This is a genomic window from Streptomyces sp. DH41, from assembly GCF_029813785.1.
Taxonomy (GTDB): domain Bacteria; phylum Actinomycetota; class Actinomycetes; order Streptomycetales; family Streptomycetaceae; genus Streptomyces.
Genome location: NZ_JARVKY010000016.1, coordinates 45,791 through 71,304, shown reverse-complemented (window position 1 = coordinate 71,304; position 25,514 = coordinate 45,791). Strand labels below are relative to the sequence as shown.

Sequence of the window (25,514 nt, the reverse complement as noted above, 5' to 3'; positions counted from 1 at the left end):
CCGCGCCGTACTCGCCGTGCCGCCGCCGGTTACTTGGCGGGCGGCGTCGTCTTCTTCGCGGTGCCGTTGGGGCTCTTCCTGACCGGAGCCTTGCGCGGCGCGGGGGCCTTCTTCCCCGCCACGGGCTTCTCCTCCGTGACCTCGACCGGCTCGGTCCTGACGGGCTTGGACGCGGCGGACCCAGACGTGGCGGGCTTGGCCGGCTCCACGGCCACGGCGAGCTCCTCCACCTCCTCGGCGAGGTCCTCGATGCCGTCGGCGGCCTCGCCGCGCCAGGTACGCACCGCCTGCTCGCCGCGCTCGGCGACCTTCTCGTAGGTCTCCCGGGCCCTGACGGCGTACTCGGCGGCGACGCCGACCGAACGCAGCGCGAGGTCCTGGGCGGTCTCGCCGAGCTTCTTGAAGTCGGCGTCGAGGTTGCCGAAGAGCTCGTTGGCCTTGGCCTGGAGGGTGCCCTGGGTCTCCTTGACGCGGGCCGTCGCCTTCTCCTGGACGGCCTTCGGGTCGGTGTTGCGCACGGCCTCGATACGGGACGGTGCCTCGGCGCGCAGCTGCTCCACCAGCACCGGCACCTTCTTGGCCTGCTGGAAGGCCAGGTCGGCGGTGCCCGCGGCGAAGTAGAGCGGGGTGGGGTCGCTGAAGGTCTTGCGAAGGTCGTCGGTGATGGCCATGGTGATGGTCCTCCGGAAATACGTTGGGCTGAGGGTTTGTGGTGGTCCCGCGTCCCGGCCGGCCGGCTGCCGGCTCCCGCTCATCCGGCCGTCTGCTGCGGGCCGGCGTCGCTGCCGCCGGTCGTACGGGGGCGGCGCCCGGATATGGAGGCACCGCCGTCCGGGATGCCGCCCCGGACGGCGTCCGCCACGTCGTCCGGAACGGCGTCCACCGGTCTGTCCTGGGCCGTCGCCGGGTCGTCCGCGTCGGTCCCGAATCCGTTCTCCTTGCGGAAGGACTCGTAGATCTGGAGCAGCACCTGCTTCTGCCGCTCGTTCAGCGAGGGATCGGCGAGGACGACCGCACGCGTCTCCACGTCGTCCCGGTCCCGCTCGGCGTCGAGGATCCCGGCGCGCACGTACAGCGTCTCGGCGGAGATCCGCAGCGCCTTGGCGACCTGCTGGAGCACCTCCGCGCTCGGCTTGCGCAGCCCGCGCTCGATCTGGCTCAGGTACGGATTGGACACGCCCGCGGCGTCGGCGAGCTGCCGCAGTGACAGCTGCGCGTTGCGCCGCTGCTCGCGCAGGTACTCACCGAGATTGCCGACGTTGAGCGATGCCATGCCTCCACGATGCACCAGAGCGCTAACTATTGCAAGCGCCTGCTTGCAATAGTGCGCCTTCCGGACCACACCCACTTTTTTGTGCGTACTTGGCAGCGCGCGGCGCGCGGCCGAAGCTGAGGGGGTGGGTGAACGTCAGGAGGCCGCGCGAGTGACGGCCTCCGGCCCGGCCAGCCTGTCCAGGCGCCGGTGGCCCCAGTCGGAAAGGGGGGAGAGGGCCTCGGCGAGATCGCGGCCGAACGCGGTCAGGGAGTACTCGGTCTTCGGCGGAAGCACGTCGTAGACCCGCCGGTCCACCAGGCCGTCCGCCTCCATCTCACGCAGCGCCTGGGTCAGCACCTTCTCGGTGAGGCCGGGCACCCGTCGGCGCAGTTCGGCCGGCCGGTGCGGGCCGGACTCCAGCAGCCACAGCAGCGTGGTCTTCCACTTGCCCTCGATCACGGCGATCGCGGCGGTCACTCCGCAGACGTTCGGATCGTGACGTCGGTGCGCCATGCCGTGCCCCTTTTCATCAGCGATTGTCCGACAACCAGTCTTTACGTTACGGGAGTTGAAGCATGTCCGTGCACACCGGCCAGTCTCCGTCCACCGCCGCCGTCACCGTTCTCGGGCTCGGCCCGATGGGCCGGGCCCTGGCCGCCGCGTTCCTGGACGCCGGGCTGCGCACCACCGTCTGGAACCGCACCCCGGGCCGGGACGGCGACCTCGTCGCCCGGGGCGCGGTCGCGGCGGCGTCGGCCGAGGAGGCGGTCGCCGCCTCCCCGCTGACCGTCGTCTGCGTCGTCAACTACGACGCCTCGGACGCCGTACTGCGCCAGGACGCCGTCACCGCCGCCCTCAAGGGCCGCACCGTCGTGAACCTCAGCGCCGACACCCCCGAGCGCGCCCGGGACACGGCCGAGTGGGCCGGCCGGCACGGCGTCCGCTACCTGGACGGCGCGATCATGACCCCGACGCCGACCATCGGCACGGACGACGCGGTGTTCCTGCACAGCGGCCCCGAGGAGCTGTACCGGGAACACCGGCCCGTGCTCGCGGCGCTCGGCGGCACCCACACCCACCTGGGCGAGGACGCCGGACGGGCCGCCGCCTACGACATCGCGCTCCTCGACATCTTCTGGACGGCGATGGCGGGCTACACCCACGCCCTCGCCGTGGCCCGCGCGGAGGGCGTCACCGCCACGGAACTCGCCCCCTTCGCCCAGGGCATCGCCGCGATCCTGCCGCCGCTGTTCACCGAGTTCGCCGCCGACACCGACGCCGGCACCTACTCGGGCGAGCTGAACCCGATCACCTCCGCCGCCTCCACGATGGCCCACGTCGTGCACGCCTCCGAGGCGCACGGCATCGACGCGAGCGTGATGCGCGTGATCGAGGGGCAGGCCCGGCGGGTCATCGCGCTCGGACACGGCACGGACGGGTTCACCCGGGTCGCCGAGGTGATCGGCCGGCGCTGACCCGCGGCGAGACGGTCAGAACGGCAGGGGCCGCCCGTGCACCACGTCCAGCCGGGACACCGCGCGGGTGAGCACCACGTACAGCCGGTGCAGGCCCCGCCCGCCGAGCCCCTCCGCCTCCGCGACGGACACCGCGTCGAATCCCTTCTCCACGAAGAGCCCGACGGCGGTGTCCGACAGCAACTGGATCGTCCGCTGCTTCTTGCGCTCACGCAGGCCGGGGGCGCTCATGGTGCCGAGCCTACGCACCGCCCCCGTGGCGCGCGGAGACCGGCTTCGAGGTGCCCCGTGCCGGGGCGGGCGGGAAGAGGGTGGTGGTGCCTTGGTCCTGCGTGCTGTGCCAGTCACGCAGGGCCTCCACGACCTGCTCGCGGCCCGGGACGTCGACCAGGCGAAGTGGCTCGCGGGCCCGTCGTATCGCACGCTCGACCCGGTCGGCGGCGGTGTGGAAGTGTTCCGTGCCCGCGTCCTCGGGGAGGTCGATCGCCGCACGCATGACGTCCGGGAACACCGACTGCGCGTACTCGAACGCGACATAGGCGGGGAGGTCGTCGTGCAGCCCGGCGGTCAGGGCGGTGAAGCCGGCGGCCTGCATGGCCTCGGTCCACAGCTCCGTCATGCGCCCCTGCTCCTCCTTCCCGTACGCCATCCGCACGAGGTGGGTCGCGAGGTCGTGCAGGGGGTCGCCGAGCATCGCCAGCTCCCAGTCGATCACCACGAGCCGTTTGCCCCGTACGACGACGTTGGCCCGGTGGACGTCCGTGTGGAGCAGCCTGAACGGACGCGACGTCCGGCAGCCGTGACGGGCGGCGAAACGCGCCATGGCGTCCTCCGGGATGCCGACGGCGTCGAAGAGCGCGCCGAAGCGGCCCCGGTTCGGCGCGTGCACCCGCTCCTGCGTGAAGCGGACGAGCCAGGCCAGGAACCCCTGGGTGTCGCCGTCCTCGGGCCAGCCCTCGGGGCGGGCCGGCAGTTCCGCGACGGGGACACGCGCGGTCCGGACGAAGAAGGACGCGAACGAGCGCATGAGTTCGTCGCCCACGGCCCCGGCCGGAGCGCTGTCACTGAGCGCCCGGCCCATCCGGTACCCGTGCACGGAGCCGTCCTCGAGGTCGGCGAGGCACGGCGGTACCTCGCGCAGGTACCGGCGGACGACGCCGAGCACCTCCGCCTCCCGCGGCCAGATCCGGGGCACCACCTCGACCGTCCGCAGCGGAACGCGGTACTTGAACCGGGTGAACGGAACCGCGCCCAGCAGCAACGCCAGCACCGGGCCAGAGCGCCGGACGTAGTTGATGTTGTGGTGCCCCCGCAGCACCTCGCCCCTGCCACGGAGTCTCAGCGACTCCACCAGGCGGTGCACGAGCGCCTTACGCGCTCGGTGTGGCAGACGGTGCATGGCCGGAGAGTAGCGCCTGTGGCCCGTTACACATGACCGGGCGGACCAGGTGTCCGCGAGAGCACCCGGTCCGGCTCCATGACAACCGGTCCGGCTCCCTGGCCACCCGGTCCGGCTCCATGCGACCCCGGCCGCGCCCGGCCCCCGTGCCCCGCCTCCGCGCCCGGCGCCGGCCCTCGCCGGTCTACCGGCCCCGGCCGCGCAGCAGGCGTACCAGCGGCTCGAAGGAGTCGACGACGGTGTCGGCGCCCTCGTCCCTGAGGAGTTTCGCCTTGCGGTCGTCGCGGGCGTAGCCGAGGAAGGGGACCCGGGCACGCCGGGCCGCCTGGCAGTCGGAGGGGGAGTCACCGATGAACAGCGAGGCGGACGGGGCGGCCCCCATGGCGCTGAGGGCGCGGACGAGCGTGTGCGGGTCGGGCTTCAGCAGCCGGAGTTCCTGGGTACGGCCGTAGATGTGCGGGGTGAAGCACGCCAGCAGACTCCGGCCGGTCAGGTACGTGCGTACGACGCGGGGCGAGTTGTTCGTGGCGACGGCCAGTCGCACCCCCACCGCCGTCCATGTCCGGATCAGCGGGTCGGCGTACGCGGTCGGCATGGCGGAGGCGGTCGCCCGGAGCTCCTCCTGGGTGAGCCGCTCCTCCAGCTCTTCGACCAGGTCGCTGCGGGGGTGCCGGCGGTCGACGGCGCGCAGCACCGCGTGGGGGTCAGGGGACTCCCGCTCCGTCTCCGTCAGCAGCCCGCGCAGTCCGCGCCCCTCCAGCCAGTCGACGAGGTCGGCCGCCACCCGTTCCGCGCTGTGCCCGGCGAACAGGCGGCAGACCGGCCCGTCGAAGTCCCAGAGCACGAAACGGGCGTCGTCGAGCAGCCGTGCCAGCCTTTCGGGGCCCGCCTTCTCCGTGTCCGCCGCCACCGGCCCGGTCCGCGTCGCATCAGAAGTCACTAGGAGAGTGTCATGTCCGAGGTGATGGTTTCCCAGAGGGCGTCGAACCACTTCTGCGATTCCTCCACGAACACCGCGTCCCGGTGGCCCGCCCGCTTCAGGAAGGAGAACAGCAGCGACTGGGAGCCGAGGGCGTCGTACATCTCCAGCGTCCGGCTCTCGTACTCCTCCTCGCGCCGGGTGAGCATGTAGTAGCCGAAGAGGACCTCCTCGCCGCCCAGCAGGTAGAGCTTCGTCGGCGGGGTGAAGGGCAGCGCGCGGAAGGCGACGCGCACGTCGACGCCGTGGGTGGAGCGCACGGCGTGCAGGTTGTGCTGGAGCACCCGGGCCTGGGCGTTGCGCATCTGGAGCCAGCGCTGGTGGACCGGGTCGTCCTCCTCGTCCGCGACCAGGACGGGGAAGGCCAGTTCGATGTTCCTCGACGGCATCAGGACGCGGAAGTCGATGGACTCCGGGCGGATGCGCCCCTCGTGGATCAGGCGGAGCGGCTCGCTGAGGGCCAGCATCAACGTCTCCGAGGTGTGGCACACGACGTCGACCCGCACCCGCGGTGCCGAGAACGCCTCCGACAGCCGCGGCCCGAGCGCCACCATCGTCGGCTGGGGCTCGCCCCGGGGCGTGGCGGGCTCGGCGATGCGGGGCGGGCTGCCCTTGCTGACGTTGGTGAGCAGGCCGTCCTCCTGGAGTGCCCGCAGGGCCTGGCGGACAGTGCCGCGCTCCACCGCGAACTCCTCGGCCAACTCGGCCTGGGTGGGCAGGCGGTCGCCGGCCCTGAGGTCTCCCCCGCGGATCCGTTCGCGCAGGATGTCGGCGATCTCCTGGGACGAGAGCCTTCTGTTGCCGTTCACGGACACGTTCTCCTGAGTCACGACCAAACGCTACAACTTCGACCTGCCTACGGGGAGTTGTTTGAAACTTGTTTATAGGTAGTAGCCAAGTGGGGACAACCTACTCAGAGTTGGTTGCCAACTTGGTCTAGTTGGCGGAAGTTCCTGTCCAGACTTCCGAAGGGGGAAAGACCATGCCCGTCCTCGCTTTCGTCTCCGCGGTCCTCGTCGTCACCTTCGAGCAGTTCGTCCAGTGGAAGTACGGCGCCACCGGCCTCGTCGGTCTGCTCCTGCTCACCGTGGGCGTCAAGGCCAAGAGCCCGTCCGTCAGCTCCGCCGGAGCGGTGGTGCTGGCCCTCCTGGTCGCGGGCCCGGCGCTGTGACCGGGAGGTGATCACGCGGTGAGCAGCAGCTCCGAGCTGATCGTCTCCCACAGGGCGTCGAACCACAGCCGCGACTGCTCCACGAACGTCCCGTCGCGCAGGCCACCGCCCTGCCCGAAGGCGAACAGCGTCGAGCGGATGCCCTCCGCGTCGTACATCTCCATCGGCTCGCGATCGATCTCCTGCTCGCGGCGGCTGAGGGTGTAGTACGCGAAGAGGGCCTCCGTGCCGTTGAGCACGTACAGCTTCACGGGCGGCGTGAAGGGCAGCGCACGGAAGGAGACGCGCACGTCGATGCCGTGCGTGGCCCGCAGGGCCAGCAGGTTGTGCCGGAGTACCTGGCCCTGGGCGTTGCGCATGGCCAACCACCGTTCGTGCACGGGGTCACCAGCCCCGCGACCGGTTTCGCCTCCGGCCCCGCTGCCGGCCACCGCCACGGGGAAGGCCAGGTCGATGTTCCGGCTCGGCAGCAGGACCCGTACGTCGATCTTGGCCGGTTTCCGTCGCCCCGCGTGGATCTGTCGCAGCGATTCGCCGATGGCGAGGGTGAGGGAGACCGAGGTCAGGCACAGGGCGTCGATCTCGACGTGCGGGGCGGCGAAGGCCTCGGCGATCCGGGGGGCGAGGGAGACCGTGGTCGGCATCGGCGGCGCCCCGGGCCCGGTCAGGCCGGCGTGGAGGTCGGGGGCGACGGTCGCGGGACTCCCCTTGGACACGTTGGTGAGCAGCCGCTCCGACTGCAGGATGCGCAGGGCCTGGCGGACGGCACCGCGCTCCACCTCGAACTCCTCGGCCAACTGCGCCTGCGTGGGCATGCGCTGGCCCGGCTGCAGCCGGCCGGTCCGGATCCGGGCGCGCAGCTCGTCGGCCACCTCACGATGTGTTCTCCGTGGCCGCTGCGGTCTCTTCCGCCCGTTGACGGGGGCATGTTCCTGCTCCACGACCAAACACTACAACTTCCCGCCATCTTCGGGCAGTTCGCGCGAAGGTGGTTATGAGCCGCTTCCAAGCGGAGATAAATACAGTGAAGTTGGCAGCCAACTTGGACAACGTGGTCGTAGCACTTGGAGGTTGGCCAACACGGTGCCGGACGGGGCCACCATGCCGCTCGCCCGGTCCGGCTGAACCGACGTACTGCTGTCCGGGCCCCCTTCCGGAGGGGAGCCGGGAGCCCGGACAGTCAGTCAGCACCACGCACGACGAGCACGACAGGCACAACAGGCACGACAGGCACAACCACAACTGAACAACGGGACGACAACCACAACCGAAGAGCACGCGCTACGGATGCGCACACCCACCCGTCACCGGCAGAAGGGAGTCGCCTCAGAACATGTCCGGGCACCAAGGCCGCCTGGACGTACGCAGCAGGGCGTCGGCCACACGGGCGGCGCCCGCTCGTACTTCCTCCACCCGGCCGAGCGCGGCCAGCCGTACGGCCGACTCGTCGCCCAGCCACAGCGTCGCCAGCTCGGCCACGTCTAGCACGAGGTGGGCGCTCTCGGTGGTGGGCGTGCAGGACGCCCCGTCCTCTCCCGCCTCCAGCCGCCACCGACCGCCGGTGAGTCCTCCCCCGCTCTCGGCTCCGCTCGAGCGGGGGGACCCCCATCGGTCCACGACCTCCAGCACCAGCGATCCCTGCCCCTCGTACGTCCGCGCCTCCAGCGCCCGTACGACGTCCAGGATCCGCACCCACAGCCAGTCCGCCTGCGTGGTGATCCTGGCCGCGCGCGGGTCCGGCAGGAGATGCGGGAGCAGGTCGTCGGGGGCCCGCCAGCCGCTCTTCACCGTCGTGATCCAGTCGATCGAGCACAGGTAGTGCCACAGGGCGCGCTCGGCGGCCGGTGTCACGGCCAGCAGCCAGTCGACGGTCGCCGTGTTCAGCGGCTGCTTGGCGTCGCCCCAGTGGTCGTCGGCCCGGTACGAGGCCATGCCCTCGACCTCGCCGTCCGCCGTGCGGTACACGGCGTAGAAGGGTTCGATCCACGGGGTGTCGTACACGCTCAGGACCCCGGTACGGGTCTGCCACCACAGCTCGGCCCGGCTGACCGCGCCCGGCTGGGCCCGGCGCAGCCGCTCGTGCAGCTCGGGTCCGAGCTTGCGGACGTCCTCGCCGTCCACGAGGTCGATCCGGCCGCCGGCCTCCGGGGCCGCCCAGCGCCGGTCGAGGCCGGCGCGCGGCACGTCGACCGTCCACTCCGTCATGGTGGTGGCGGGGCCGAAGCCGTACCGGCCGTAGATCGGGTACTCGGCCGCGATCAGCGTCGCGACGACATCCCCGCGTTCCTTCGCCGCCGCGAGGTCCTGCGCCATCATGCGGGTGAGCAGGCCGCGGCGGCGGTGGGTCGCGGTGACGGTGACGTTGGAGACCGCGTCGGCGGGCACCTGGGCACCGCCCACGGCCGTGATCTCCTGCGCGAAGGAGCGGTAGGTCGCCACGCACCGCTCATCGTCGAAGGCGCCGAGCAACCGGCCGGGCACGAAGAGGTGTCGACGGGCCTCCAACTGTTCCGCGCCGACCGCGGGCGGCATCAGGAACCCGGTGTTCAGGGCGCGGTGCCAGTCGGCGAACTCGGCCTCGCTGATGGGACGTACGTCGATGTCGGTGCGGCGGGTCATGAGCTCACGGTAGGTCGGCGACCGGGCCGACGTCGCGCGGATTTGCCGGGGCCGGCGCCATGTGGGCTGCCGGCCCGGCGCCGTGGGGGCCGCCCGCCTCGGCGCCGTGGGGACCAGGGGAGCTGCCACCCCCGCGCCACGGATGCCGCCGCCCCTCCCCGCCACGGGAACCGCCCGCCCCGCGCCTCAGAAGGCCGCCCGGATCTCCCCCACCTCGCGCCCGCCGCCCAGCAGGGGCGTACGGCCGATGCGGTCGACCACGGGCCCCTCCACGCCCAGCAGTGTCAGCGCTCGGGCCAGCACAGGGTTCAGGGCCCGCGTCGCACCGTCCTCGATCTTGAAGGCCAGGGCGCGGCCGTCGGGCAGGGCGACCGCCTGGACGGCCTCCGCGCCCATCTTGGACAGGGTGCCGGGCACCTCGCGCATCAGCCAGGTGTCCGCGCGGCGGGTGCCGGCGACGTACTCGGGGTGGGCGCGCATCGCGTCGGCGACGCGGCGCTCCGCCGTGCCGGGCTCGGCGTGGACGAAGGAACGGAAGGCGCGGGCCAGCCCGACCAGGCTGATCGCCATCAAAGGCGCCCCGCATCCGTCCGTGCCGACGGCGGCGACCGGCTCGCCCGCCGCGTCCTCCACAACCCTGTGGATGATCCGCTGCAACGGGTGGCCGGGGTCGAGGTAGCTCTCCACGGGCCAGCCCCGCTGCGCGCAGACGGCCAGCATCGCGGTGTGCTTGCCGGAGCAGTTCATGGTGATCCGGTCGGGCGCCGCGCCCGCCGCCAGGTACGTGTCCCGCTCCTCCGGGTCCAGCGGCAGGTCGGCCGGGCACTGGAGCAGGGCCGGGTCCAGGCCGTACTCATCCAGCATCTTGCGGACCAGGTCGCGGTGGAAGGGCTCCCCGGAGTGGCTCGCGGCGGCCAGCGCCAGCCGCTCCCCCGCGAGATCCAGACCGGCCCGCAGAACGCCCGCCGCCTGCATCGGCTTGTTGGAGGAGCGCGGGAAGACCGGCGCCGTCACCTCGCCCAGCGCCAGCTCCACGGCCCCGTCGGCGCCCAGCACGACCAGACTGCCCCGGTGCCGCCCTTCGACGAAGCCGGACCGGACGACCTCGGCGAGGACGGGCGGTACGACGGACGAGAGGTCCGACGTGGGCGCGGGCCCGGACGACTGCGAACGGGACGGCTGGGGCTGAGGCTGGGACGACTGCGAACGGGACGGCTGGGGCTGGGGCGGCTGGGGCTGGGACGGTTGGGGCGCGGGCATCGGCGGTGGCCTTCCGGACGGGTGACCCGCCGCGGGCGACGGCCCGGGATCGCCGGGCCCCGGAGGGCGGCCCGGCGGCCGCCCCACGCGTCACACGAGCAGGTCGTCGACTTGTGCTTCCCCCTCACGGTACCGGCGTGCGATCTCCGCGCTGCAGTCGTCGGCGGTGCGCTGGAGCCGCTGCCGCCGCCGGGAAACCTGCTGCTCGTAGCGGACGAGCCGGCCCATTCCGGCGGTCAGCTCGGCGTCGGTGCGGGCCGTCAGGTCGGACAGCTCCACCTCGCCGAGCATCTCCGCCGCCAGCCGTCGGCACTCCTCGCTCCGCGGAGTGCCGAGCGTCACATGGCGGGCGGAGGAACGCTGCCGGGCCGGGGCGTCGGTCAGGATCTCCGACAGCCGCTCGACGACGGACCCCGTCGCCGCGGTGGTCACCACGGACGTCGGCCGCCGCCGTGCCAGCTCCGCACCCAGAATGTCGATACGGCCCTGCAGCAGCCGCCGCACATAGCTCAGGTCGGCCTCCTCGCGCTGCGCGTCCCGGCGCAGGGTGCGCAGCTCCGGCAGGCTCAGCCCGGTCTGTGCGTGCCCCGGCGGCTCCGCGGGCAGTTCCGGGCTGTCCGTGCGCTGCACGGGTGGCCGGGGCGCCTCCAGGCCCCCCGGATATGTCAACGCGACAGTCCCAAGCGGCTGCCCCGTACTTGATGTGCTCATATGCCTCAACCGTCCCCTCGACCGGCTTCTGAGAGCATCGTGCCACCCCAGGTGGCCGCTATGTGACCGAGTGCCCATGATCAGCCCTGATCGGCCCCAGATGGGGGGTATGGAACTGCTGGCTCTTGAGGGGGCATGAGTGTGTTCTGGCGTGTGCGGGGGTGCGGCCAGGGGGATGCGGCATGGTCTGTGCTGTACCGAGGAGGGAACGGGAGTCCGTTTGTCGAATGCGTGACCTTTTGACGGGCGTGCTCGTTGGGTGGGGTGAGCGGGTTCCCGGGGGGCTTGTCAGGGGGTGTGGGGATGGGTGGTCTGCGGCAGCTTATGGCGCCGTTTGTCGCGCTGGGCCCGTCGGGGGTAGCGGTCCGGACCCGGCTGGGGCAGCTCACCTCAAGGCGCGTTGTCGTGACGGCCTGGAGCATGACGCCGGGGCGTGGGCGGTGCGTAAGCGGGAGCTGACCCCGCAGTCGTCGGCCCGGTGGGCGGGTGCGCTCACGAAGGCGTCGCAGGAACGGTTAGGGAGCGAAGGGAACCCCGTACGGGCCCGCGTGCCGACACCCTGGGGGCGCACGGCATCATGGCGGGATGCGTGCGGTGGTACAGAGGGTGGACGGCGCGGACGTCGTCGTGAACGGCGAGACCGTGGGAGCGATCGACGGCGAGGGCCTGTGCGTCCTGGTCGGCGTCACCCACGACGACACCAGGGAGAAGGCGGCGCAGCTGGCCCGCAAGCTCTGGTCGGTGCGGGTGCTGCACGACGAGAAGTCGTGCAGCGACACCGGCGCACCGCTTCTGGTGATCAGCCAGTTCACTCTTTACGGCGATGCCCGCAAGGGCCGTCGCCCCACCTGGAACGCCGCGGCGCCCGGCGACGTCGCCGAGCCGCTCGTCGACGAGGTCGTCGCCCAGCTGCGCGCGCTGGGCGCGACCGTGGCGACGGGCCGCTTCGGCGCGCGGATGCGGGTGTCGCTGACGAACGACGGCCCGTTCACGGTGCTGGTCGAGGTCTGACGCCCGTCGGGCCCCCGCCCCGACCGGATTCCCAGGACTCCCGAGGCCCTCAGGGCTCTACGACCGTCTCCTGGGCCGCCGCCGTGTCCTCGGCCATCAGGCGCGCGTCCACCGGCACGTTCCGCTTCACCAGGGCGAGGGCGACCGGCCCCAGCTCGTGGTGGCGTACGGACGTGGTGACGAAACCGATCTTCCGGCCGTCGGGCCCGTCGTCGGCGAGGCGCACCTCGGCCCCGTTCGGCGGCAGGTGGACCTCGCTGCCGTCCAGGTGCAGGAAGACCAGGCGACGCGGCGGCTTGCCGAGGTTGTGCACCCGGGCGACGGTCTCCTGCCCCCGGTAGCAGCCCTTCTGGAGATGGACCGCCGTGCCGATCCAGCCCAGCTCGTGCGGGATGGTCCGGTGGTCGGTCTCGAAGCCGAGGCGGGGACGGTGCCGCTCGACGCGCAGCGCCTCGTGCGCGAGGATCCCGGCCGGCGGACCGGCCCGGTCGGCGAAGGCCTCCAGCTCGTCGCGCGGCAGGAAGAGGTCACGGCCGTACGGCGTCTCCCGGACGGCGACGCCCTCGGGGACCTCGGTGATCGAGCCGGCCGGCACATGCACGACCGCGGTGTCGGGGGTGCGGTCGGCGACCTCGACCCGGTAGAAGAACTTCATCGACTCCAGGTAGGCGATCAGCGCCTCCTGGCTGCCGGGCTCCACATGGGCCCAGACGGTCGTGCCGTCGTCGACGAGGTACAGGGCGTGTTCGATGTGGCCGTTCGCGGAGAGGATCAGCGCCTCGGTGGCCTCGCCGGTCGGCAGGTCGCTGACGTGCTGGGTGAGCAGCAGGTGCAGCCAGCTCAGCCGGTCGTCGCCCGTGACGGCGACGACACCGCGGTGGGAGAGGTCGACGAAACCGGTGCCTTCGGCGAGGGCACGCTGCTCGCGGAACAGATCGCCGTAGTGGGCGGCGACGCCTTCGTCCACGCCCTCGGCGGGGACGGCGCCGGGCAGGGCCAGCAGGGGGCTCTTCATACCCCTAGCCTACGACTCGGTAGTGGGACCCTTCAGGGAGCAGTCCCTGCACCGGCCGAAGATCGCGAAGTGCTTCAGGTCGGTGTCGAAACCGAACTGTTCCCGCAGCTTGGCGGTGAATTCGGCGGCCACCGACAGATCGGCCTCGATCACGTTGGTGCAGTCCCGGCACACCAGGTGGATGTGGTGGTGCCGGTCGGCCAGGTGGTAGGTGGGCGCGCCGTGTCCGAGGTGGGCGTGGCTGACCAGCCCGAGCTCCTCGAGGAGCTCCAGCGTGCGATAGACGGTGGAGATGTTGACCCCCGACGCCGTCTTCCTCACTTCGCCGAGGATGTCGTCGGGGGTCGCGTGTTCGAGGGTGTCCACGGCTTCGAGCACCAGCTGCCGCTGCGGGGTCAGCCGGTAGCCGCGCTGCCTGAGGTCGCTCTTCCAGTCGGTGCTCACCACACCCACGAGTCTAGGACCTCCCGGGCGGGGGCCTACTTGAAGAAGGCGATCCCGTCGTCGGGCATGTCATCGGGCAGGGCCTTGGCCCAGCGCTCGACGTCCTCCGGGGTGACGACCTTCTTCAGGTGCGCCGACATGTAGGGGCGCAGCTCGACCTCGGGGGTCTGCTTCTCGCCGACCCACATCAGGTCGCTCTTGACGTAGCCGTACAGCCGCTTGCCACCGGTGTAGGGACGGGAGGCGGCCGTGCGGGCCACCGCGTCCGTCACCAGGTCGATCTGCGGCTTCTGGTCGGCCAGCTCGCCGTACCAGATCTCGATGACGCCGTCGTCGCGGGTCATCGTGACCTCGACCCTGCGGTTGGCGTCGACGCGCCAGAAGCCGTGCTCGGACTCCAGCGGGCTGACCTTGTTCCCGTCCTGGTCGAGGACCCAGGTGTGGGACCGGTACTCCAGGAAGTCCCGGCCGTCGTGGCTGAAGGAGACCTCCTGCCCGAAGTTGCACTTCTCGGCGCCGGGGAAGTCGTGCACGCCCGCGCCCGCCCAGTCGCCCAGGAGGAAGGCGAGGGGGACGAGGCTCTTGTGGAGGTCGGACGGGATCTCGATCATGAGCGGAACGTACTTCCTGGCGTGGGCGTGGGTGGGGTCAGCGCTGGCCCTGGTACAGCTTCTTCACGGTCAGACCGGCGAAGGCGAGGACGCCGACGCAGACCAGGACCAGCAGGGCTTCGAAGAAGATCTCCACGGGGTGCTCCTCGGTGATGCGGAGTGCGTTGCGTGCGCTACGTGCACGGGGCCGGGACCCAGCTTACGCGGCCCGGGGCGGCGCCACTTTGCGAGGTGGGCCCTCCGGCGGGCCGTACGATGCGGCCATGGCGAAGAAGCTCGTGATCAAGGTGACGGCTGGGGCCGACGCGCCCGAGCGGTGCTCGCAGGCGTTCACGGTGGCGGCGGTGGCCGTGGCCAGCGGTGTCGACGTCTCCCTGTGGCTGACCGGGGAGTCCGCCTGGTTCGCGGTGCCGGGCCGCGCGGCCGAGTTCGAGCTGCCGCACGCCGCGCCGCTGCCCGACCTGCTGGACTCGGTCCTCGCGGGCGGCCGGGTGACGCTGTGCACCCAGTGCGCGGCCCGCCGCGACCTCACCGAGAAGGACCTCGTCGAGGGCGTACGCATCGCGGGGGCACAGGTCTTCGTACAGGAGGCGCTCGCCGACGACACCCAGGCACTCGTCTACTGAGTCCTCCTGAGAAGCGTGAACAACTGACGAAGAAGTGTCATCGGGGCGCTCGCATGAGCGCCCCGATGACAGCGGGGGCGAAGTGCTCGCGCTTTCGGGGTGCATGGCCCCGGACACGCCCGGCATGCGCCCGGGTGGTCAGAGGAGCAGCCGGGTCTGCAGGGCCACGGTCTGCTGGAAGGGCACCTCCCCTGCCCCGCCTGGGCGGCTCTGCAGCACCACTGCCAGAACGTCTCCGGCGCCGAGGTACGCCTCGCGGACCTGTTCGCCGCCGTAGGGCTCGGGCTCGGTATAGATGGAGGTGAGCACGTCGTCGGACTCGGCGGCCTCCGGGAAGTCCTCGTCGGGCTCCACCGTTTCCGTGCCTCGCACGGCGTAGGCCGGCCTGTCGTACGGCGCCAGCTGCATGGTGTGCAGAGCGTCCACGACGGCCGCCGTGCCGAAATGGAGCAGGTAGATCCGCGTGTGCGTCCCGTCGTCAGCGGTCCAGCCACGGGCGGCGATGTGCCGCAACCCCGCGTCGACGACCTTCTGCCGCAGCGCATCACGGTCGGACTCCTCCCGGTACTCCGCGAGGAAGGTCTCCGTCGCCAGCCAACCGTCCTTGCCGCGCAGCGCCCGGTCGGCCGTCGCTCCCTCGGGCACCGGCAGGAGCAGGTCCCGCACATCGGCGTAGTGAGCACCGGCCGCGTTCGTCGCGTCGAACGGCCCCGGACTGCCGGACGGCAGCGGCGCCGCGGTGAGCGTCGGGAAGATCCAGCGCCCGTCCGACGCGGTCGCGAGCCCGGGCACGTCCGTCCGGTCCATCCGCGTGATGCCGTACGCCGTGGCCGAACCGACCGCCGCGAAGACGGCGACGGCCGCGGTCCAGCGCAGCACGGCGCGCAGGGCTCGGCGGTCCTTGCCCGACGGCGCCGGGGCGCCGGGCGGCGGGGCGTCCGGCAGAGGCGGCAGGGCGGGCGCCGGCGTGACGGGGGCCGACGGGGCGATCTGCTCGGTCACACGGACTCCCCGGGTTCGACGATGCGGTCCAACTGATCTTTCAACAGCGCGGCGACGCCCTCGGCGTCGAACGGCTGCAGTCCCGCGGCGGTGGCGGTGACCGTGATGTCCGCCAAGGAGGCGGAGCAGTACATCGATTCGAGGTCTTCGTCGCCGCCGGATCCGGAGGGCGTGCGGAAGCACTCGGCGTCTTCATAGCCCTCGATCTCGGGGCCTTCGCGGAAGACGTCCAGGGCGTCCAGGAACGTGTTCTGGCCCTTCGTCACGGCACGGGCGGCGGTCGGATTCTCCATCCGGGCCAGCACGAGGGTCATGGCGGCGGCGCCCGCCACGCGGTTGGCGTCCTCCCCCATGGTGAAGGCGTAACTGCGCATCGCCATCTCCTTGACGGGCCCGCGGTCGATCTCTTTCTCCAGCCGTTTGCGCTCGGTCCGGGGCAGTCCGGCCAGCGACTCCTTCAGCAGGGCGGCCGTCCGGTCGCCGTTCAGCACAGCGTCCGAGCCGAACTCCCCCAGGTCGGGGCCGCGCGACCAGTTGCCGGGCCGGTACGGCACGAGGGTCCAGGCCAGGCTGCCCGGCTCGGCCGCCACCACCGGGTGGTCCTCGGTGGGTTCGGGACGCGCCCAGGAAGGGACGCCCGGATCCCGGTCGGCGTTCGCGACGGCCACGGCGGTGCACGCGACGGCTCCGACGACGGCACCGGTCAGCAGGAGTGCCCCAGTGACGGCGGCGATCCGGCGGCGGCCGCGCCGTCCGCGGGTGGAAGGGGGTGGTTCGGTGGTGGGTTCCGTGGCCCGCGCGTCCACCGCGTCCACCGCGTCGGCTGCGTCGGCTGCGTCCACAGGTGCGGACGTGGCGGCGCTTGTACCGGAGGGGGCGGCGGCCGTGAACGGGTCGTCGTTGCGGTTCTCGTTCACAGCCGCTCCATCTGCCGCTCGGCCAAACTCGTGATCATTTCTTTCTCGATCCGCTTGGCTCCGCTCATCCAGATCTCCATGGCGATGTCACCCCGCCGGGCGTGCGCTTCCGCCAGGTAGGGATACGACGAGGCTTCGAGACCCGGGAGGGGCTGGTCGTCGATATACACCCGGCCGTCCCCCGTGCCCGGGACCCCTCCGTCGTCGGTGCCTCCCTCGCCCGCGAAGTACTGGCCGCTCGCATTGGCTCCGCCGGCGCCGACGACCTCCTCCTGCCGGTACTGGATCAGCCGGATCTCCACGGAGTACGCGCCGTCGACCTCCCAGCCGGTGACGGCCGCCCGGCGGAACTCGCTGCGCAGCAGCTTCTCGAACCCGCGCTGCGGGTCCCCGAAGGTCCCGGCGTAGCCCGCCAGGTCCATCCAGCCGTCGGAGTCCTTCAGCCAGTCGGTCTCCTCGGCCCCGCGCGGCTTCTCCAGCAGCAGGTCGCGCAGGTCGCCATCGGTGCGCACCTGGCGGTCCTGGCCGGCGGGCAGCGGCTTCGGCGCCTCACCCTCGCTGCGCGCGAGCGCGGTCTGCGACAAGGGCGGCAGCTTCGTCGGCTCCCGGCCCACCTGCACGAGGATTCCGCCGCAGGCACCGGCGACCAGGCCCAACACAGCGGCGACACCGATGAGCGAGGCCGTACGCCCGCGCCGCCGGGGTCGTCCGGCGCCCTCGGCGGGCGCGGACGCGTCACCGAGCGACGTGGGCTGGCCCGGCGCCACGGGCCCGTCCGACGACTCGCGGTCCTCATCGACCGCGGATTTCTCCGGCGGCGTGCGGTCTTCCGGTGTCGTCGGTGCCGCGGGTGCGGCGGGCGCCGCAGGTCTCGCTGGTTCCTCTTCCAAGACGTCCCCCCACAGAAACGTGTACAACACATTCGATCAAGCGTGCGCACAGGAGACCCGCGACCCGACTCCGGGGTTGCGGAACCGTTGATCACGATTCGGCCATGGCGAAGAAGCTCGGTGCCGGGCCGCGCGGCCGAGTTCGAGCTGCCGCACGCCGCGCCGCTGCCCGACCTGCTGGACTCGGTCCTCGCGGGCGGCCGGGTGACGCTGTGCACCCAGTGCGCGGCCCGCCGCGACCTCACCGAGAAGGACCTCGTCGAGGGCGTACGCATCGCGGGGGCACAGGTCTTCGTACAGGAGGCACTCGCCGACGACACCCAGGCACTCGTCTACTGAGCGGACCGCGGAGCCCAGGTCGCCGGCCTCGATGCCGCATGTCTAGCGCGGCCGCCGCTTACCGTCCAGCTCGTCCCACCATTCGTCGGACTTCGGGTCGCCGGAGGGGTCGTCCCACCAGCGGTCGTCGGGACCGCGGCGGTTGGCGACGATCGCGGCGAGCGGGGGGATGACCATGGCGGCCACGCACATGCCGACGGCCGCCGGGACCGACCAGAGCCGGACGACGCCCCAGGCCAGGACGAACAGCGTGATGCAGATGCCCATCATCACGAAGTAGCGATGCCGCCGACGCGCGTACACACGTCCAGGGTAGGACCGGACGGGCCGGCCGGACATGCCGAAGGGCCGCACCCCGGGCGTCCAACCCGTGGGGTGCGGCCCTTCGGCCGTCGCTTGCCGCTGTCGCCGCCGCTCGCCGTCAGACGGCGATCGCGACCTCCGCCAGTCCACCGTCCTGGGCGACGACCGTGCGGTCGGCGCTGGCGCCCGGCACGAGCGCCCGGACGGTCCAGGTGCCCTCGGCCGCGTAGAACCGGAACTGGCCCGTCGCGGAGGTCGGGACCTCCGCCGTGAACTCGCCGGTGGAGTCCAGCAGCCGGACGTAGCCCGTCACCGGCTCGCCGTCACGGGTCACGTGTCCCTGGATCGTGGTCTCACCGGGCTTGATCGTCGAGGCGTCGGGGCCGCCGGCCTTCGCTCCGCACATGTCGTACTCCTGAGGGTTGGGAAGGATCGGTCGGGTGCAGTACCCGCTTGCTTACTTGGCGGCGCCGAGCTCGATCGGCACGCCGACGAGGGAGCCGTACTCGGTCCAGGAGCCGTCGTAGTTCTTGACGTTCTCCACGCCCAGCAGCTCGTGCAGGACGAACCAGGTCAGGGCCGAGCGCTCGCCGATCCGGCAGTAGGCGATGGTGTCCTTCGCCAGGTCGACCCGCTCGTCCTCGTAGAGCGCCTTGAGCTCGTCGTCGGACTTGAAGGTGCCGTCGTCGTTGGCGTTCTTCGACCACGGGATGTTGCGGGCGGACGGGACGTGACCCGGGCGCTGCGACTGCTCCTGCGGCAGGTGGGCCGGGGCGAGCAGCTTGCCGGAGAACTCGTCGGGCGAGCGGACGTCGACCAGGTTCTGCGCGCCGATGGCGGAGACCACGTCGTCGCGGAACGCGCGGATCGCGGTGTTCTGCGGCTTGGCCTTGTAGTCGGTCGCGGGGCGCTCGGGCACGTCGGTGCCGTCGACCAGCTCGCGGGCGTCCAGCTCCCACTTCTTGCGGCCGCCGTCGAGGAGCTTGACGTTCTCGTGGCCGTACAGCTTGAAGTACCAGTAGGCGTAGGACGCGAACCAGTTGTTGTTGCCGCCGTAGAGGACCACGGTGTGGTCGTTGGAGATGCCCTTGGCCGACAGGAGCTTCTCGAAGCCCTCCTGGTCGACGAAGTCGCGGCGGACCGGGTCCTGAAGGTCCTGGGTCCAGTCGATCCGGATCGCGTTCTTGATGTGGTTCTTCTCGTAGGCGGACGTGTCCTCGTCCACCTCGACGATCGCGATGCTCGGGTCGTCCAGGTGGTCCTGCAGCCAGTCGGCTTCGACCAGTACGTCGCTGCGGCTCATGTTTCTCCTCCGGGGCAGTTGGCGGCGGGACGTGCGGTGAGAGGGGGCGCGCTCATGCCGGGGCGGCGCGCGGGTGCCCTGGGCGGGGCGGTGAGGGGGACACGGTCGGCGACGTCGCCGACCGGCTCAGATGGTGCGACAGAGCATGGCGGAAACGCGGCACAGATCCACTGCCCGCCGCTTCGTGAGGTCCGCCTGGCGCCGCGGCCAAAGGACGCTCGTCTGATGCTGCATAGGTCCCGATCGTAGGGATGGACAGCGGGCCATGTCACCGGCGTGTCGAATCCTGAGACGGGATCGTCCGGAGTGTGGGATCAGTGCGCTTTTCGGGGTGTCGCCGGGTGAGTCCCGGCCCGGGGCGCCGGCCGCCGCATCTGCGGTACGGACGGCGCCGTCTCACTTGCCGGACGGCACACGGTCGCCGCGCCGTCCTTTCCGGTGGCCGACCCGTCGTCCTTTCCGGTGGCCGACCCGTCGTCCTTTCGGGTGGCCGACCGTCGTCCTACCCGGCCAGCCTGACGTTCGAACCCTTCACCGAGATCTCGACGCCGTCCTTCGCCGCCTCGACCTTGTCCAGCTCGATGCCGCCGGGCAGCTCGTCGATGGTCTGCTGGAAGTCGGTGATCGCGCGGATCCGGGACTCCGCGAGCTGCTTGCCGCCGATCTCCGGGAGGCCGTCGGCGACGACCTCGACGTCGTTGTCCTTGACCGTGACGGAGCTGAGGACCTCGACCGGCTCGGGGAGCGCGACGCCGAAGGCCGTGCCCTGGAGCGAGACCTTGATCTTTCCGTTGCCGCCGTCGGAGAGGCCGATGACCTTGGCGGTGATGCCGGGCGCGATCTCCGTGGGCTCGGACTTGGCGGCCTTCATCAGCTCGTCGTAGCCGACGGTCGCGGTGCCGGTGGCGGTGGCCGCGGTGGCGGAGCTGAAGTCGCTGGAGAACTCGACGCCCTTCATGTTGGCGCGCAGACCGTCGATACGGATCTTCTCGCCGCTGTTGCCGGTGGACGCCTCGTAGTCGTCGATGCCGATCTCGACGTCGTCCAGTTCGCCGCCGACGACCTGGGTGAGGAAGGGGAAGCCGTTGATGGAGACGTCCGGCGTCGAGGCCAGGTTCTCGGTGCTGCGCAGCTTGTCCGCCGCCTCGCCCTCGGCGAAGTTGACCGCCACACGGTCCGCGATCGCGAAGAGTCCGCCCAGGATCACGACGACGATCAACAGTATTCGCAATGCACGCATGTGGTGTTCCCCAACCCTGGGCGTTCGACGACGGCGGTCCCCGACGACCGGCGGCCGTCCAGCGCGAGGGTAACGCGGCGCGGAAGGGCCGCCGGGGTTTTGTGGATCACCTGTGACAGGAGGAGCGCGGGCCGGAGGCAGCCCCCTGGCCCGGGCGGTGACTCAGCCGAGTGCCCGGCCCAGTACGTACACCGCCGGTGCCGCGGCCGCGAGAGGCAGCGCGACGCCCGCCGTGAAGTGGACGAACCGGGAGGGGTAGTCGTAGGCGGCCACCCGGTGGCCGATCAGCGCGCACACCGCCGCCCCCGCGCCGAGCAGCGCCCCCGACGTGCCGAAGTCCGTCATGGAACCGACCGCGAACCCCGCCCCGCCCGCCGCGAGCAGCGCGACGGCCACGGACGCCGGCGTCGGCAACGGCAGGGCGCGGGCCACGGCGGCGACGGCCACCGCGATCGCGCCGACCGTCACCGCGTCCGCGTCGGCGGCGAGGTACCCGCCCGCGATGACGGCCAGCGCCGACGCGGCGACGGTCGCCATCAGGCCGTACATCCGCTCATCGGGATCGGCGTGCGAGCGCAGTTGCAGTACGAGGGTCAGCAGCACCCACACCCCGAGCGTGCCGAGGATCGCCGCCGGGGAGCGGTCCGACACCAGCATCGCCGCGTCGGCGGCCAGCGCCCCCGCGAAGCCCAGCGCGATGCCCTGCCGGGCGGGCCACATGCCGTTCAGACGGAACCAGCCCGCCGCGGTGACGGCCTGAAGGACGACGAGGGGAACCAGGAGGGCGTACGTGCCGAGCGCCGCCGACCCGGCCAGCAGCAGCCCGAGCAGCGCGGTGAGTCCGGCCGGCTGCATCCCCGGGTCGATGATCGGCGAACGCCCCTCGGCACGGGCACGCTGCGCGTCGGTGACCCGTGTGTTCCCGGCGATGGTCGCCGGGCCGTAGCCGGGCGCGTCGGAGGACGCGGGGGCGGGGGGCGCGGGAGTGGGGGGTGCCGGGGTGGGGGGCGCCGGAGTGGGGGCGGGAGCCACCTGGGGCTCATACGGCTGGTGAGGCTGCGGCTGCGGCGCGTATGCCTGCGGCTGGGGCTGAGACGGGTACGGCTGCGGCTGCGGCGCGTATGCCTGCGGCTGGGGCTGAGACGGGTACGGCTGCGGCTGCGGCGCGTATGCCTGCGGCTGGGGCTGAGACGGGTACGGCTGCGGCTGGGGCGCGTATGCCTGCGGTTGCGGCTGCGACGGGTACGGCTGCGGTGCGTAGCCGCCGGTCGTCCCGTACGGCGTACCCGCCGGCTCCTGATACCCGTGCGGCGCCTGAGGCGCCTGAGGCGGCATATACGCCGTCTCCTCCACGGAGACCGGCGGCTGAATCTGGGTCTCCCAGGTCTGCCCCTGCCACTGCTGCGTGTACTGGGCGGCGTCCGGGTCCTCATAGCCCTGGTGGCTCTGGTGATCCTGATGCCCCTGATACGCCTGCTGCGCCTGCTGCCCGGGCCACGCCTGGGCCTCGTACCCCTCGTCCCCCTCCTGCCCCTGCCCCTGGAACCCTTCGTACCCCTCGTACGGCTGATTCCGCTGATGCGGCTGATACGGCTGGTTGGTCATCGCTCAGCCTCCTGCGAACGGCGGGAGCACCTCGACCGTGCCGCCCTCGGCCAGCCGTACCGTCTCGTGCCCGCGCGTGCCCACGGGGTCACCGTCGACGAGGAACGAGCAGCGCAGCAGCACGCGCGTGAGTTCGCCGGGGTGTCGCTCGCGCACCGAGCCGAGCGCGTCGGCGAGCGTGGCCGCCTCGTAGGGCTCCTCGGCCACCCCCGCCGCGGCCTTCGCGGCGGCCCAGTAGCGCACCGTGACCTTTGCCATCTGGTTCCTTCGTCGCCGGTGCCGATCGGCGTCCGTGCCGATCGGCGGTGAACACCGTCAGGCTAGCCCGCCCGGGACACGGCCCAGTCGCCGATCCGGCGCAGCAGGTCCTCGTCGGACGCGTGCTCGGCGTGGCCCATGCCGGGCTCCAGCCAGAGTTCGCCGTGGTCACCGGCCGCCTCGGCCAGCATCCGGGGGTGGTCGAGGGGAAAGTAGCCGTCCCGGTCGCCGTGGACGACGAGGAGCGGCGTCGGCGCGATCCGCCCCGCCGCCGCCACCGGCGACAGCGGCACCGGGTCCCAGTCCCGGTGATGGATACGGGTGCGCATGCCGTAGCGGCCCACCAGGCGCCCGGCGGGCCGCATCACCAGCCAGTGCAGCCGGCGCATGGGGGCCGTCCCCCGGTAGTACCAGCGGGCGGGGGAGCTCACCGACACGACGGCGTCCGTGCGGGCGTCACCGCCGTCGCCGCCGCTTTCCTCACTGTCGCCGCCCTGGTCGCCGTAGAGCGCGGCGTGCCGCAGCACCACCGAGCCGCCCATGGAGAAGCCGACGGTCACCACGCGCGCGTGCCCGAAGCCGCGCGCCCAGGTGACCGCCGCCGCCAGGTCGAGCACCTCGCGGTCACCGACGGTGGACCGTCCCCCGGACGCGCCATGGCCCCGGAAGGAGAACGTGACCACGGCCCCGTAGCGCGCGAACGCCGCCGCGATCCGCCGTACGTGCGGGCGGTCCGCGTCGCCCGTGAACCCGTGGGCGATGACGAACACCAGGTCAGGGGCGTCGCGGCCGCTCGCGCCCGGCTCGTACACGGCGTCGATCCGCACCCCGTCACAAGTGCGCAGGAAGGTGCGTGAGGGCGTGCGGTTCGACGTCCTTCGGGGTGTCTCGGGATGCGGACGAAGGGTGGGACGCGCCACATGACCCGACGGTCGGTCGCTCATGTCGGCTATTCTGCTGGGCATGAGGACTCGGGCAACGTAGCCCCCGGGTCCTTTTGTGCTTCCGGGAGCGTTGCGCAGCGTTCACCTCCCGGACGCGCGGCGGGCCCCACGGGCACGGGGTCCGCACCTGTACGAAGCAGTGCCGTAAACGTCCTCGCAGGGACCCAGGAGGAACCAGACGTTATGGGCGAGCGAAACGTGCACGACCGTAAGACGACCCAGGCAGGTGGGGCGCGATGAGTTCTCTGCTGCTCCTGACCAACGCCCTCCAGCCGTCGACGGAGGTGCTCCCCGCCCTCGGCCTGCTGCTCCACAACGTACGCGTCGCTCCCGCGGAGGGCCCCGCCCTCGTCGACACCCCCGGCGCCGACGTCATACTCGTCGACGGGCGCCGCGACCTGCCCCAGATCCGCAGCCTGTGCCAGCTGCTGCGGTCCACCGGGCTCAGCTGTCCGCTCGTCCTCGTCGTCACCGAGGGCGGCCTCGCCGCCGTCACCGCCGACTGGGGCATCGACGACGTGCTGCTGGACACCGCCGGCCCGGCGGAGGTCGAGGCCCGGCTGCGCCTCGCCATGGGCCGCCAGCAGATCGTCGGCGACGACTCCCCCATGGAGATCCGCAACGGCGACCTGTCGGTGGACGAGGCGACGTACTCCGCGAAGCTCAAGGGCCGGATCCTGGACCTGACGTTCAAGGAGTTCGAGCTGCTGAAGTACCTCGCCCAGCACCCGGGCCGGGTCTTCACCCGCGCCCAGCTGCTCCAGGAGGTGTGGGGCTACGACTACTTCGGCGGCACCCGCACGGTCGACGTGCACGTGCGGCGGCTGCGCGCCAAGCTCGGCCCCGAGCACGAGTCGCTGATCGGCACCGTCCGCAACGTCGGCTACCGCTTCGTCACGCCGGAGAAGCCCGAGAAGGCGGAGAAGGCGGGGAAGGCGGGGCGCGCCACGGAGGACGCCCAGGCGAAGGCGGGGGCGGCCCGGCCGGACGGCCAGGCCGGCACCCGGCCGGACAGCACGGTGGAAGCGACGTCAACCAAGGTGTGATACGCCCTGCCCAGGGCGGATCCATCCGCGTAGACTCCGCGCGTGGCCAAGGTGACTCGGGATGATGTGGCGCGGCTGGCGGGGACTTCCACCGCCGTCGTCAGCTATGTCATCAACAACGGACCCCGGCCGGTCGCCCCGGCCACGCGCGAGCGTGTCCTCGCCGCGATCAAGGAACTGGGGTACCGGCCGGACCGGGTCGCCCAGGCGATGGCGTCGCGGCGCACGGACCTCATAGGCCTGATCGTGCCGGACGCCCGCCAGCCCTTCTTCGCGGAGATGGCGCACGCGGTCGAGTGGGCCGCCTCCGAGCGCGGGAAGATGGTGCTCGTCGGCAACTCCGACTACGTCGGCGAGCGCGAGGTCCACTACCTGCGCGCCTTCCTCGGCATGCGCGTCTCCGGCCTGATCCTGGTCAGCCACGCCCTGAACGACATGGCCGCCGCCGAGATCGACGCCTGGGACGCCCGGGTCGTCCTGCTGCACGAGCGTCCCGAGGCCATCGACGACGTCGCCGTCGTCACCGACGACCTGGGCGGTGCCCAGCTCGCCGTACGCCACCTGCTGGAGCACGGGTACGAGTACGTCGCCTGTATGGGCGGCACCGCCGAGACCCCGTCCGTCGGCGACCCGGTCTCCGACCACGTCGAGGGCTGGAAGCGCGCGATGAAGGAGGCCGGGCTCTCCACCGAGGGCCGGCTCTTCGAGGCGCCCTACAACCGCTACGACGCGTACCGCGTGGGTCTCGACCTGCTCTCCGGTCCGCAGCGCCCGCCCGCGATCTTCTGCTCCACCGACGACCAGGCGATCGGCCTGCTGCGCGCGGCGCGCGAGCTGCGCATCGACGTCCCCGGCGAGCTGGCGGTGGCCGGCTTCGACGACATCAAGGAAGCCGACCTGGCCGATCCGCCGCTGACGACGGTCGCCTCGGACCGGTCGGCGATGGCGCGGGCCGCCGTGGACCTGGTCCTGGACGACGGACTGCGGGTGGCGGGCTCACGGCGCGAGCGGCTGAAGGTGTTCCCGTCCCGGCTGGTGCTGCGCCAGTCCTGTGGCTGCGAGTAGCTCTCCCTTTCCTCCCCCGCACGGCT

General features: G+C 71.9%; 29 protein-coding genes and 2 pseudogenes. 7 read left to right on the top strand and 24 right to left on the bottom strand.

The genetic code is table 11. The features are described 5' to 3' along the window. Nucleotides 1-29: 29 nt before the first annotated feature. The 3 genes from QC283_RS24640 to QC283_RS24630 form a co-directional block, all read right to left on the bottom strand. Nucleotides 30-671 (bottom strand): hypothetical protein, encoded by a 642-nt coding sequence (locus tag QC283_RS24640; protein WP_279563846.1) that lies wholly within the window; start codon nt 669-671, stop codon nt 30-32. Between the two features lie 80 nt (nt 672-751). Continuing rightward, nucleotides 752-1,273, bottom strand: coding sequence for a helix-turn-helix domain-containing protein (locus QC283_RS24635; RefSeq protein ID WP_279563845.1), 522 nt, complete (start codon nt 1,271-1,273; stop codon nt 752-754). Between the two features lie 135 nt (nt 1,274-1,408). Continuing rightward, nucleotides 1,409-1,768: a winged helix-turn-helix transcriptional regulator gene (locus tag QC283_RS24630; protein ID WP_279563844.1), complete on the bottom strand. Its 360-nt coding sequence runs from the start codon at nt 1,766-1,768 to the stop codon at nt 1,409-1,411. A gap of 62 nt (nt 1,769-1,830) precedes the next feature. Here QC283_RS24630 and QC283_RS24625 point away from each other — a divergent pair, with 62 nt between their 5' ends. Continuing rightward, a complete protein-coding gene (locus QC283_RS24625; protein ID WP_279563843.1) occupies nt 1,831-2,730 on the top strand; it encodes an NAD(P)-dependent oxidoreductase in 900 nt (299 codons plus the stop codon). Nucleotides 2,731-2,847: 117 nt separating this feature from the next. Here QC283_RS24625 and QC283_RS24620 read toward each other — a convergent pair. From QC283_RS24620 to QC283_RS24605, 4 genes and pseudogenes are all read right to left on the bottom strand, one after another. Beyond that, a pseudogene (locus QC283_RS24620) lies at nt 2,848-2,961 on the bottom strand (TetR family transcriptional regulator); the annotation flags it as partial. Nucleotides 2,962-2,971: 10 nt separating this feature from the next. Beyond that, nucleotides 2,972-4,129 carry a phosphotransferase family protein gene (locus QC283_RS24615; RefSeq protein WP_279563842.1) on the bottom strand — a complete coding sequence of 386 codons (1,158 nt, stop codon included), beginning with the start codon at nt 4,127-4,129 and terminating at the stop codon, nt 2,972-2,974. Nucleotides 4,130-4,313: 184 nt separating this feature from the next. Beyond that, entirely contained in the window at nt 4,314-5,069 is a 756-nt protein-coding gene (locus tag QC283_RS24610) for an HAD family hydrolase (protein WP_279563841.1), read from the bottom strand. Then, nucleotides 5,069-5,944 (bottom strand): winged helix-turn-helix domain-containing protein, encoded by an 876-nt coding sequence (locus tag QC283_RS24605; protein ID WP_279563840.1) that lies wholly within the window; start codon nt 5,942-5,944, stop codon nt 5,069-5,071. The genes QC283_RS24610 and QC283_RS24605 overlap by 1 nt, the downstream gene beginning before the upstream one ends. A 146-nt stretch (nt 5,945-6,090) precedes the next feature. On the opposite strand from QC283_RS24605, the gene QC283_RS24600 reads away from it, so the two are divergent. Further along, nucleotides 6,091-6,279 (top strand): hypothetical protein, encoded by a 189-nt coding sequence (locus tag QC283_RS24600; protein ID WP_279563839.1) that lies wholly within the window; start codon nt 6,091-6,093, stop codon nt 6,277-6,279. Nucleotides 6,280-6,290: 11 nt separating this feature from the next. On the opposite strand, the gene QC283_RS24595 is transcribed toward QC283_RS24600, so the two are convergent. The 4 genes from QC283_RS24595 to QC283_RS24580 form a co-directional block, all read right to left on the bottom strand. Further along, complete coding sequence (locus tag QC283_RS24595) at nt 6,291-7,226, bottom strand: FadR/GntR family transcriptional regulator (protein WP_279563838.1); 936 nt, start codon at nt 7,224-7,226, stop codon at nt 6,291-6,293. A 379-nt stretch (nt 7,227-7,605) separates the two neighbouring features. After that, nucleotides 7,606-8,898 carry a GNAT family N-acetyltransferase gene (locus QC283_RS24590; RefSeq protein ID WP_279563837.1) on the bottom strand — a complete coding sequence of 431 codons (1,293 nt, stop codon included), beginning with the start codon at nt 8,896-8,898 and terminating at the stop codon, nt 7,606-7,608. Nucleotides 8,899-9,084: 186 nt separating this feature from the next. Then, nucleotides 9,085-10,158 (bottom strand): asparaginase, encoded by a 1,074-nt coding sequence (locus QC283_RS24585; protein ID WP_279563836.1) that lies wholly within the window; start codon nt 10,156-10,158, stop codon nt 9,085-9,087. A gap of 90 nt (nt 10,159-10,248) precedes the next feature. Continuing rightward, on the bottom strand, nt 10,249-10,869 hold the full coding sequence (locus QC283_RS24580; RefSeq protein ID WP_279563835.1) for an RsiG family protein: 621 nt from the start codon (nt 10,867-10,869) through the stop codon (nt 10,249-10,251). A gap of 585 nt (nt 10,870-11,454) precedes the next feature. Here QC283_RS24580 and dtd point away from each other — a divergent pair. Next, complete coding sequence (gene dtd, locus QC283_RS24570; RefSeq protein WP_279563834.1) at nt 11,455-11,880, top strand: D-aminoacyl-tRNA deacylase; 426 nt, start codon at nt 11,455-11,457, stop codon at nt 11,878-11,880. A gap of 49 nt (nt 11,881-11,929) precedes the next feature. Here the strand turns inward: dtd and ygfZ are convergent, their stop codons facing one another. The 3 genes from ygfZ to QC283_RS24555 are packed head-to-tail and all read right to left on the bottom strand — an operon-like array spanning nt 11,930 to nt 13,950. Then, on the bottom strand, nt 11,930-12,895 hold the full coding sequence (gene ygfZ, locus QC283_RS24565) for a CAF17-like 4Fe-4S cluster assembly/insertion protein YgfZ (RefSeq protein WP_279563833.1): 966 nt from the start codon (nt 12,893-12,895) through the stop codon (nt 11,930-11,932). A gap of 9 nt (nt 12,896-12,904) precedes the next feature. Beyond that, on the bottom strand, nt 12,905-13,342 hold the full coding sequence (locus QC283_RS24560) for a Fur family transcriptional regulator (RefSeq protein ID WP_279563832.1): 438 nt from the start codon (nt 13,340-13,342) through the stop codon (nt 12,905-12,907). A 32-nt stretch (nt 13,343-13,374) separates the two neighbouring features. After that, nucleotides 13,375-13,950 (bottom strand): FABP family protein, encoded by a 576-nt coding sequence (locus QC283_RS24555; protein ID WP_279563831.1) that lies wholly within the window; start codon nt 13,948-13,950, stop codon nt 13,375-13,377. Between the two features lie 263 nt (nt 13,951-14,213). Here QC283_RS24555 and QC283_RS24550 point away from each other — a divergent pair, with 263 nt between their 5' ends. Next, a complete protein-coding gene (locus QC283_RS24550) occupies nt 14,214-14,576 on the top strand; it encodes a DsrE family protein (protein WP_279563830.1) in 363 nt (120 codons plus the stop codon). Nucleotides 14,577-14,714: 138 nt separating this feature from the next. Here QC283_RS24550 and QC283_RS24545 read toward each other — a convergent pair whose 3' ends face one another. From QC283_RS24545 to QC283_RS24535, 3 genes are read right to left on the bottom strand one after another with little or no spacing between them, the layout of a single operon-like run. After that, complete coding sequence (locus QC283_RS24545) at nt 14,715-15,578, bottom strand: hypothetical protein (protein WP_279563829.1); 864 nt, start codon at nt 15,576-15,578, stop codon at nt 14,715-14,717. Continuing rightward, nucleotides 15,575-16,495 (bottom strand): hypothetical protein, encoded by a 921-nt coding sequence (locus tag QC283_RS24540; protein WP_279563828.1) that lies wholly within the window; start codon nt 16,493-16,495, stop codon nt 15,575-15,577. The genes QC283_RS24545 and QC283_RS24540 overlap by 4 nt, the downstream gene beginning before the upstream one ends. Continuing rightward, complete coding sequence (locus QC283_RS24535; RefSeq protein WP_279563827.1) at nt 16,492-17,262, bottom strand: hypothetical protein; 771 nt, start codon at nt 17,260-17,262, stop codon at nt 16,492-16,494. The genes QC283_RS24540 and QC283_RS24535 overlap by 4 nt, the downstream gene beginning before the upstream one ends. Nucleotides 17,263-17,502: 240 nt before the next feature. Here QC283_RS24535 and QC283_RS24530 point away from each other — a divergent pair. Then, nucleotides 17,503-17,724: pseudogene (locus QC283_RS24530) on the top strand (DsrE family protein); the annotation flags it as partial. Nucleotides 17,725-17,766: 42 nt separating this feature from the next. Here the strand turns inward: QC283_RS24530 and QC283_RS24525 are convergent. The 7 genes from QC283_RS24525 to QC283_RS24495 form a co-directional block, all read right to left on the bottom strand. Beyond that, nucleotides 17,767-18,027, bottom strand: coding sequence for a DUF3099 domain-containing protein (locus QC283_RS24525; protein WP_279563826.1), 261 nt, complete (start codon nt 18,025-18,027; stop codon nt 17,767-17,769). A gap of 118 nt (nt 18,028-18,145) precedes the next feature. Further along, complete coding sequence (locus QC283_RS24520) at nt 18,146-18,433, bottom strand: DUF1416 domain-containing protein (RefSeq protein WP_279563825.1); 288 nt, start codon at nt 18,431-18,433, stop codon at nt 18,146-18,148. A 51-nt stretch (nt 18,434-18,484) separates the two neighbouring features. Then, complete coding sequence (locus QC283_RS24515; protein WP_279563824.1) at nt 18,485-19,330, bottom strand: sulfurtransferase; 846 nt, start codon at nt 19,328-19,330, stop codon at nt 18,485-18,487. A 502-nt stretch (nt 19,331-19,832) separates the two neighbouring features. Then, nucleotides 19,833-20,570, bottom strand: coding sequence for an LmeA family phospholipid-binding protein (locus QC283_RS24510; protein ID WP_279563823.1), 738 nt, complete (start codon nt 20,568-20,570; stop codon nt 19,833-19,835). A gap of 162 nt (nt 20,571-20,732) precedes the next feature. Then, on the bottom strand, nt 20,733-22,175 hold the full coding sequence (locus QC283_RS24505; RefSeq protein WP_443032679.1) for a hypothetical protein: 1,443 nt from the start codon (nt 22,173-22,175) through the stop codon (nt 20,733-20,735). A 3-nt stretch (nt 22,176-22,178) separates the two neighbouring features. Then, a complete protein-coding gene (locus tag QC283_RS24500) occupies nt 22,179-22,433 on the bottom strand; it encodes a MoaD/ThiS family protein (protein WP_279563822.1) in 255 nt (84 codons plus the stop codon). A 62-nt stretch (nt 22,434-22,495) separates the two neighbouring features. After that, on the bottom strand, nt 22,496-23,377 hold the full coding sequence (locus QC283_RS24495; protein WP_279563821.1) for an alpha/beta hydrolase: 882 nt from the start codon (nt 23,375-23,377) through the stop codon (nt 22,496-22,498). Between the two features lie 236 nt (nt 23,378-23,613). Here QC283_RS24495 and QC283_RS24490 point away from each other — a divergent pair, with 236 nt between their 5' ends. Both QC283_RS24490 and QC283_RS24485 read left to right on the top strand, forming a co-directional pair. Beyond that, nucleotides 23,614-24,423, top strand: a complete 810-nt coding sequence (locus QC283_RS24490; protein WP_279563820.1) for a response regulator transcription factor — start codon at nt 23,614-23,616, stop codon at nt 24,421-24,423. Between the two features lie 42 nt (nt 24,424-24,465). Beyond that, on the top strand, nt 24,466-25,488 hold the full coding sequence (locus tag QC283_RS24485; protein WP_279563819.1) for a LacI family DNA-binding transcriptional regulator: 1,023 nt from the start codon (nt 24,466-24,468) through the stop codon (nt 25,486-25,488). Nucleotides 25,489-25,514 lie beyond the last annotated feature (26 nt).

Bases quoted from the DNA above. Each gene is read 5' to 3' on its own strand.
- QC283_RS24640 (WP_279563846.1), bottom strand. From the start codon at position 671: ATGGCCATCACCGACGACCTTCGCAAGACCTTCAGCGACCCCACCCCG.
- QC283_RS24555 (WP_279563831.1), bottom strand. From the start codon at position 13,950: ATGATCGAGATCCCGTCCGACCTCCACAAGAGCCTCGTCCCCCTCGCC.
- QC283_RS24490 (WP_279563820.1), top strand. From the start codon at position 23,614: ATGAGTTCTCTGCTGCTCCTGACCAACGCCCTCCAGCCGTCGACGGAG.
- dtd (WP_279563834.1), top strand. From the start codon at position 11,455: ATGCGTGCGGTGGTACAGAGGGTGGACGGCGCGGACGTCGTCGTGAAC.
- QC283_RS24625 (WP_279563843.1), top strand. From the start codon at position 1,831: ATGTCCGTGCACACCGGCCAGTCTCCGTCCACCGCCGCCGTCACCGTT.
- QC283_RS24600 (WP_279563839.1), top strand. From the start codon at position 6,091: ATGCCCGTCCTCGCTTTCGTCTCCGCGGTCCTCGTCGTCACCTTCGAG.
- QC283_RS24590 (WP_279563837.1), bottom strand. From the start codon at position 8,898: ATGACCCGCCGCACCGACATCGACGTACGTCCCATCAGCGAGGCCGAG.
- QC283_RS24630 (WP_279563844.1), bottom strand. From the start codon at position 1,768: ATGGCGCACCGACGTCACGATCCGAACGTCTGCGGAGTGACCGCCGCG.
- QC283_RS24495 (WP_279563821.1), bottom strand. From the start codon at position 23,377: ATGAGCGACCGACCGTCGGGTCATGTGGCGCGTCCCACCCTTCGTCCG.
- QC283_RS24580 (WP_279563835.1), bottom strand. From the start codon at position 10,869: ATGAGCACATCAAGTACGGGGCAGCCGCTTGGGACTGTCGCGTTGACA.
- QC283_RS24520 (WP_279563825.1), bottom strand. From the start codon at position 18,433: ATGTGCGGAGCGAAGGCCGGCGGCCCCGACGCCTCGACGATCAAGCCC.
- ygfZ (WP_279563833.1), bottom strand. From the start codon at position 12,895: ATGAAGAGCCCCCTGCTGGCCCTGCCCGGCGCCGTCCCCGCCGAGGGC.
- QC283_RS24585 (WP_279563836.1), bottom strand. From the start codon at position 10,158: ATGCCCGCGCCCCAACCGTCCCAGCCCCAGCCGCCCCAGCCCCAGCCG.
- QC283_RS24505 (WP_443032679.1), bottom strand. From the start codon at position 22,175: ATGACCAACCAGCCGTATCAGCCGCATCAGCGGAATCAGCCGTACGAG.
- QC283_RS24500 (WP_279563822.1), bottom strand. From the start codon at position 22,433: ATGGCAAAGGTCACGGTGCGCTACTGGGCCGCCGCGAAGGCCGCGGCG.
- QC283_RS24635 (WP_279563845.1), bottom strand. From the start codon at position 1,273: ATGGCATCGCTCAACGTCGGCAATCTCGGTGAGTACCTGCGCGAGCAG.
- QC283_RS24615 (WP_279563842.1), bottom strand. From the start codon at position 4,129: ATGCACCGTCTGCCACACCGAGCGCGTAAGGCGCTCGTGCACCGCCTG.
- QC283_RS24515 (WP_279563824.1), bottom strand. From the start codon at position 19,330: ATGAGCCGCAGCGACGTACTGGTCGAAGCCGACTGGCTGCAGGACCAC.
- QC283_RS24550 (WP_279563830.1), top strand. From the start codon at position 14,214: ATGGCGAAGAAGCTCGTGATCAAGGTGACGGCTGGGGCCGACGCGCCC.
- QC283_RS24510 (WP_279563823.1), bottom strand. From the start codon at position 20,570: ATGCGTGCATTGCGAATACTGTTGATCGTCGTCGTGATCCTGGGCGGA.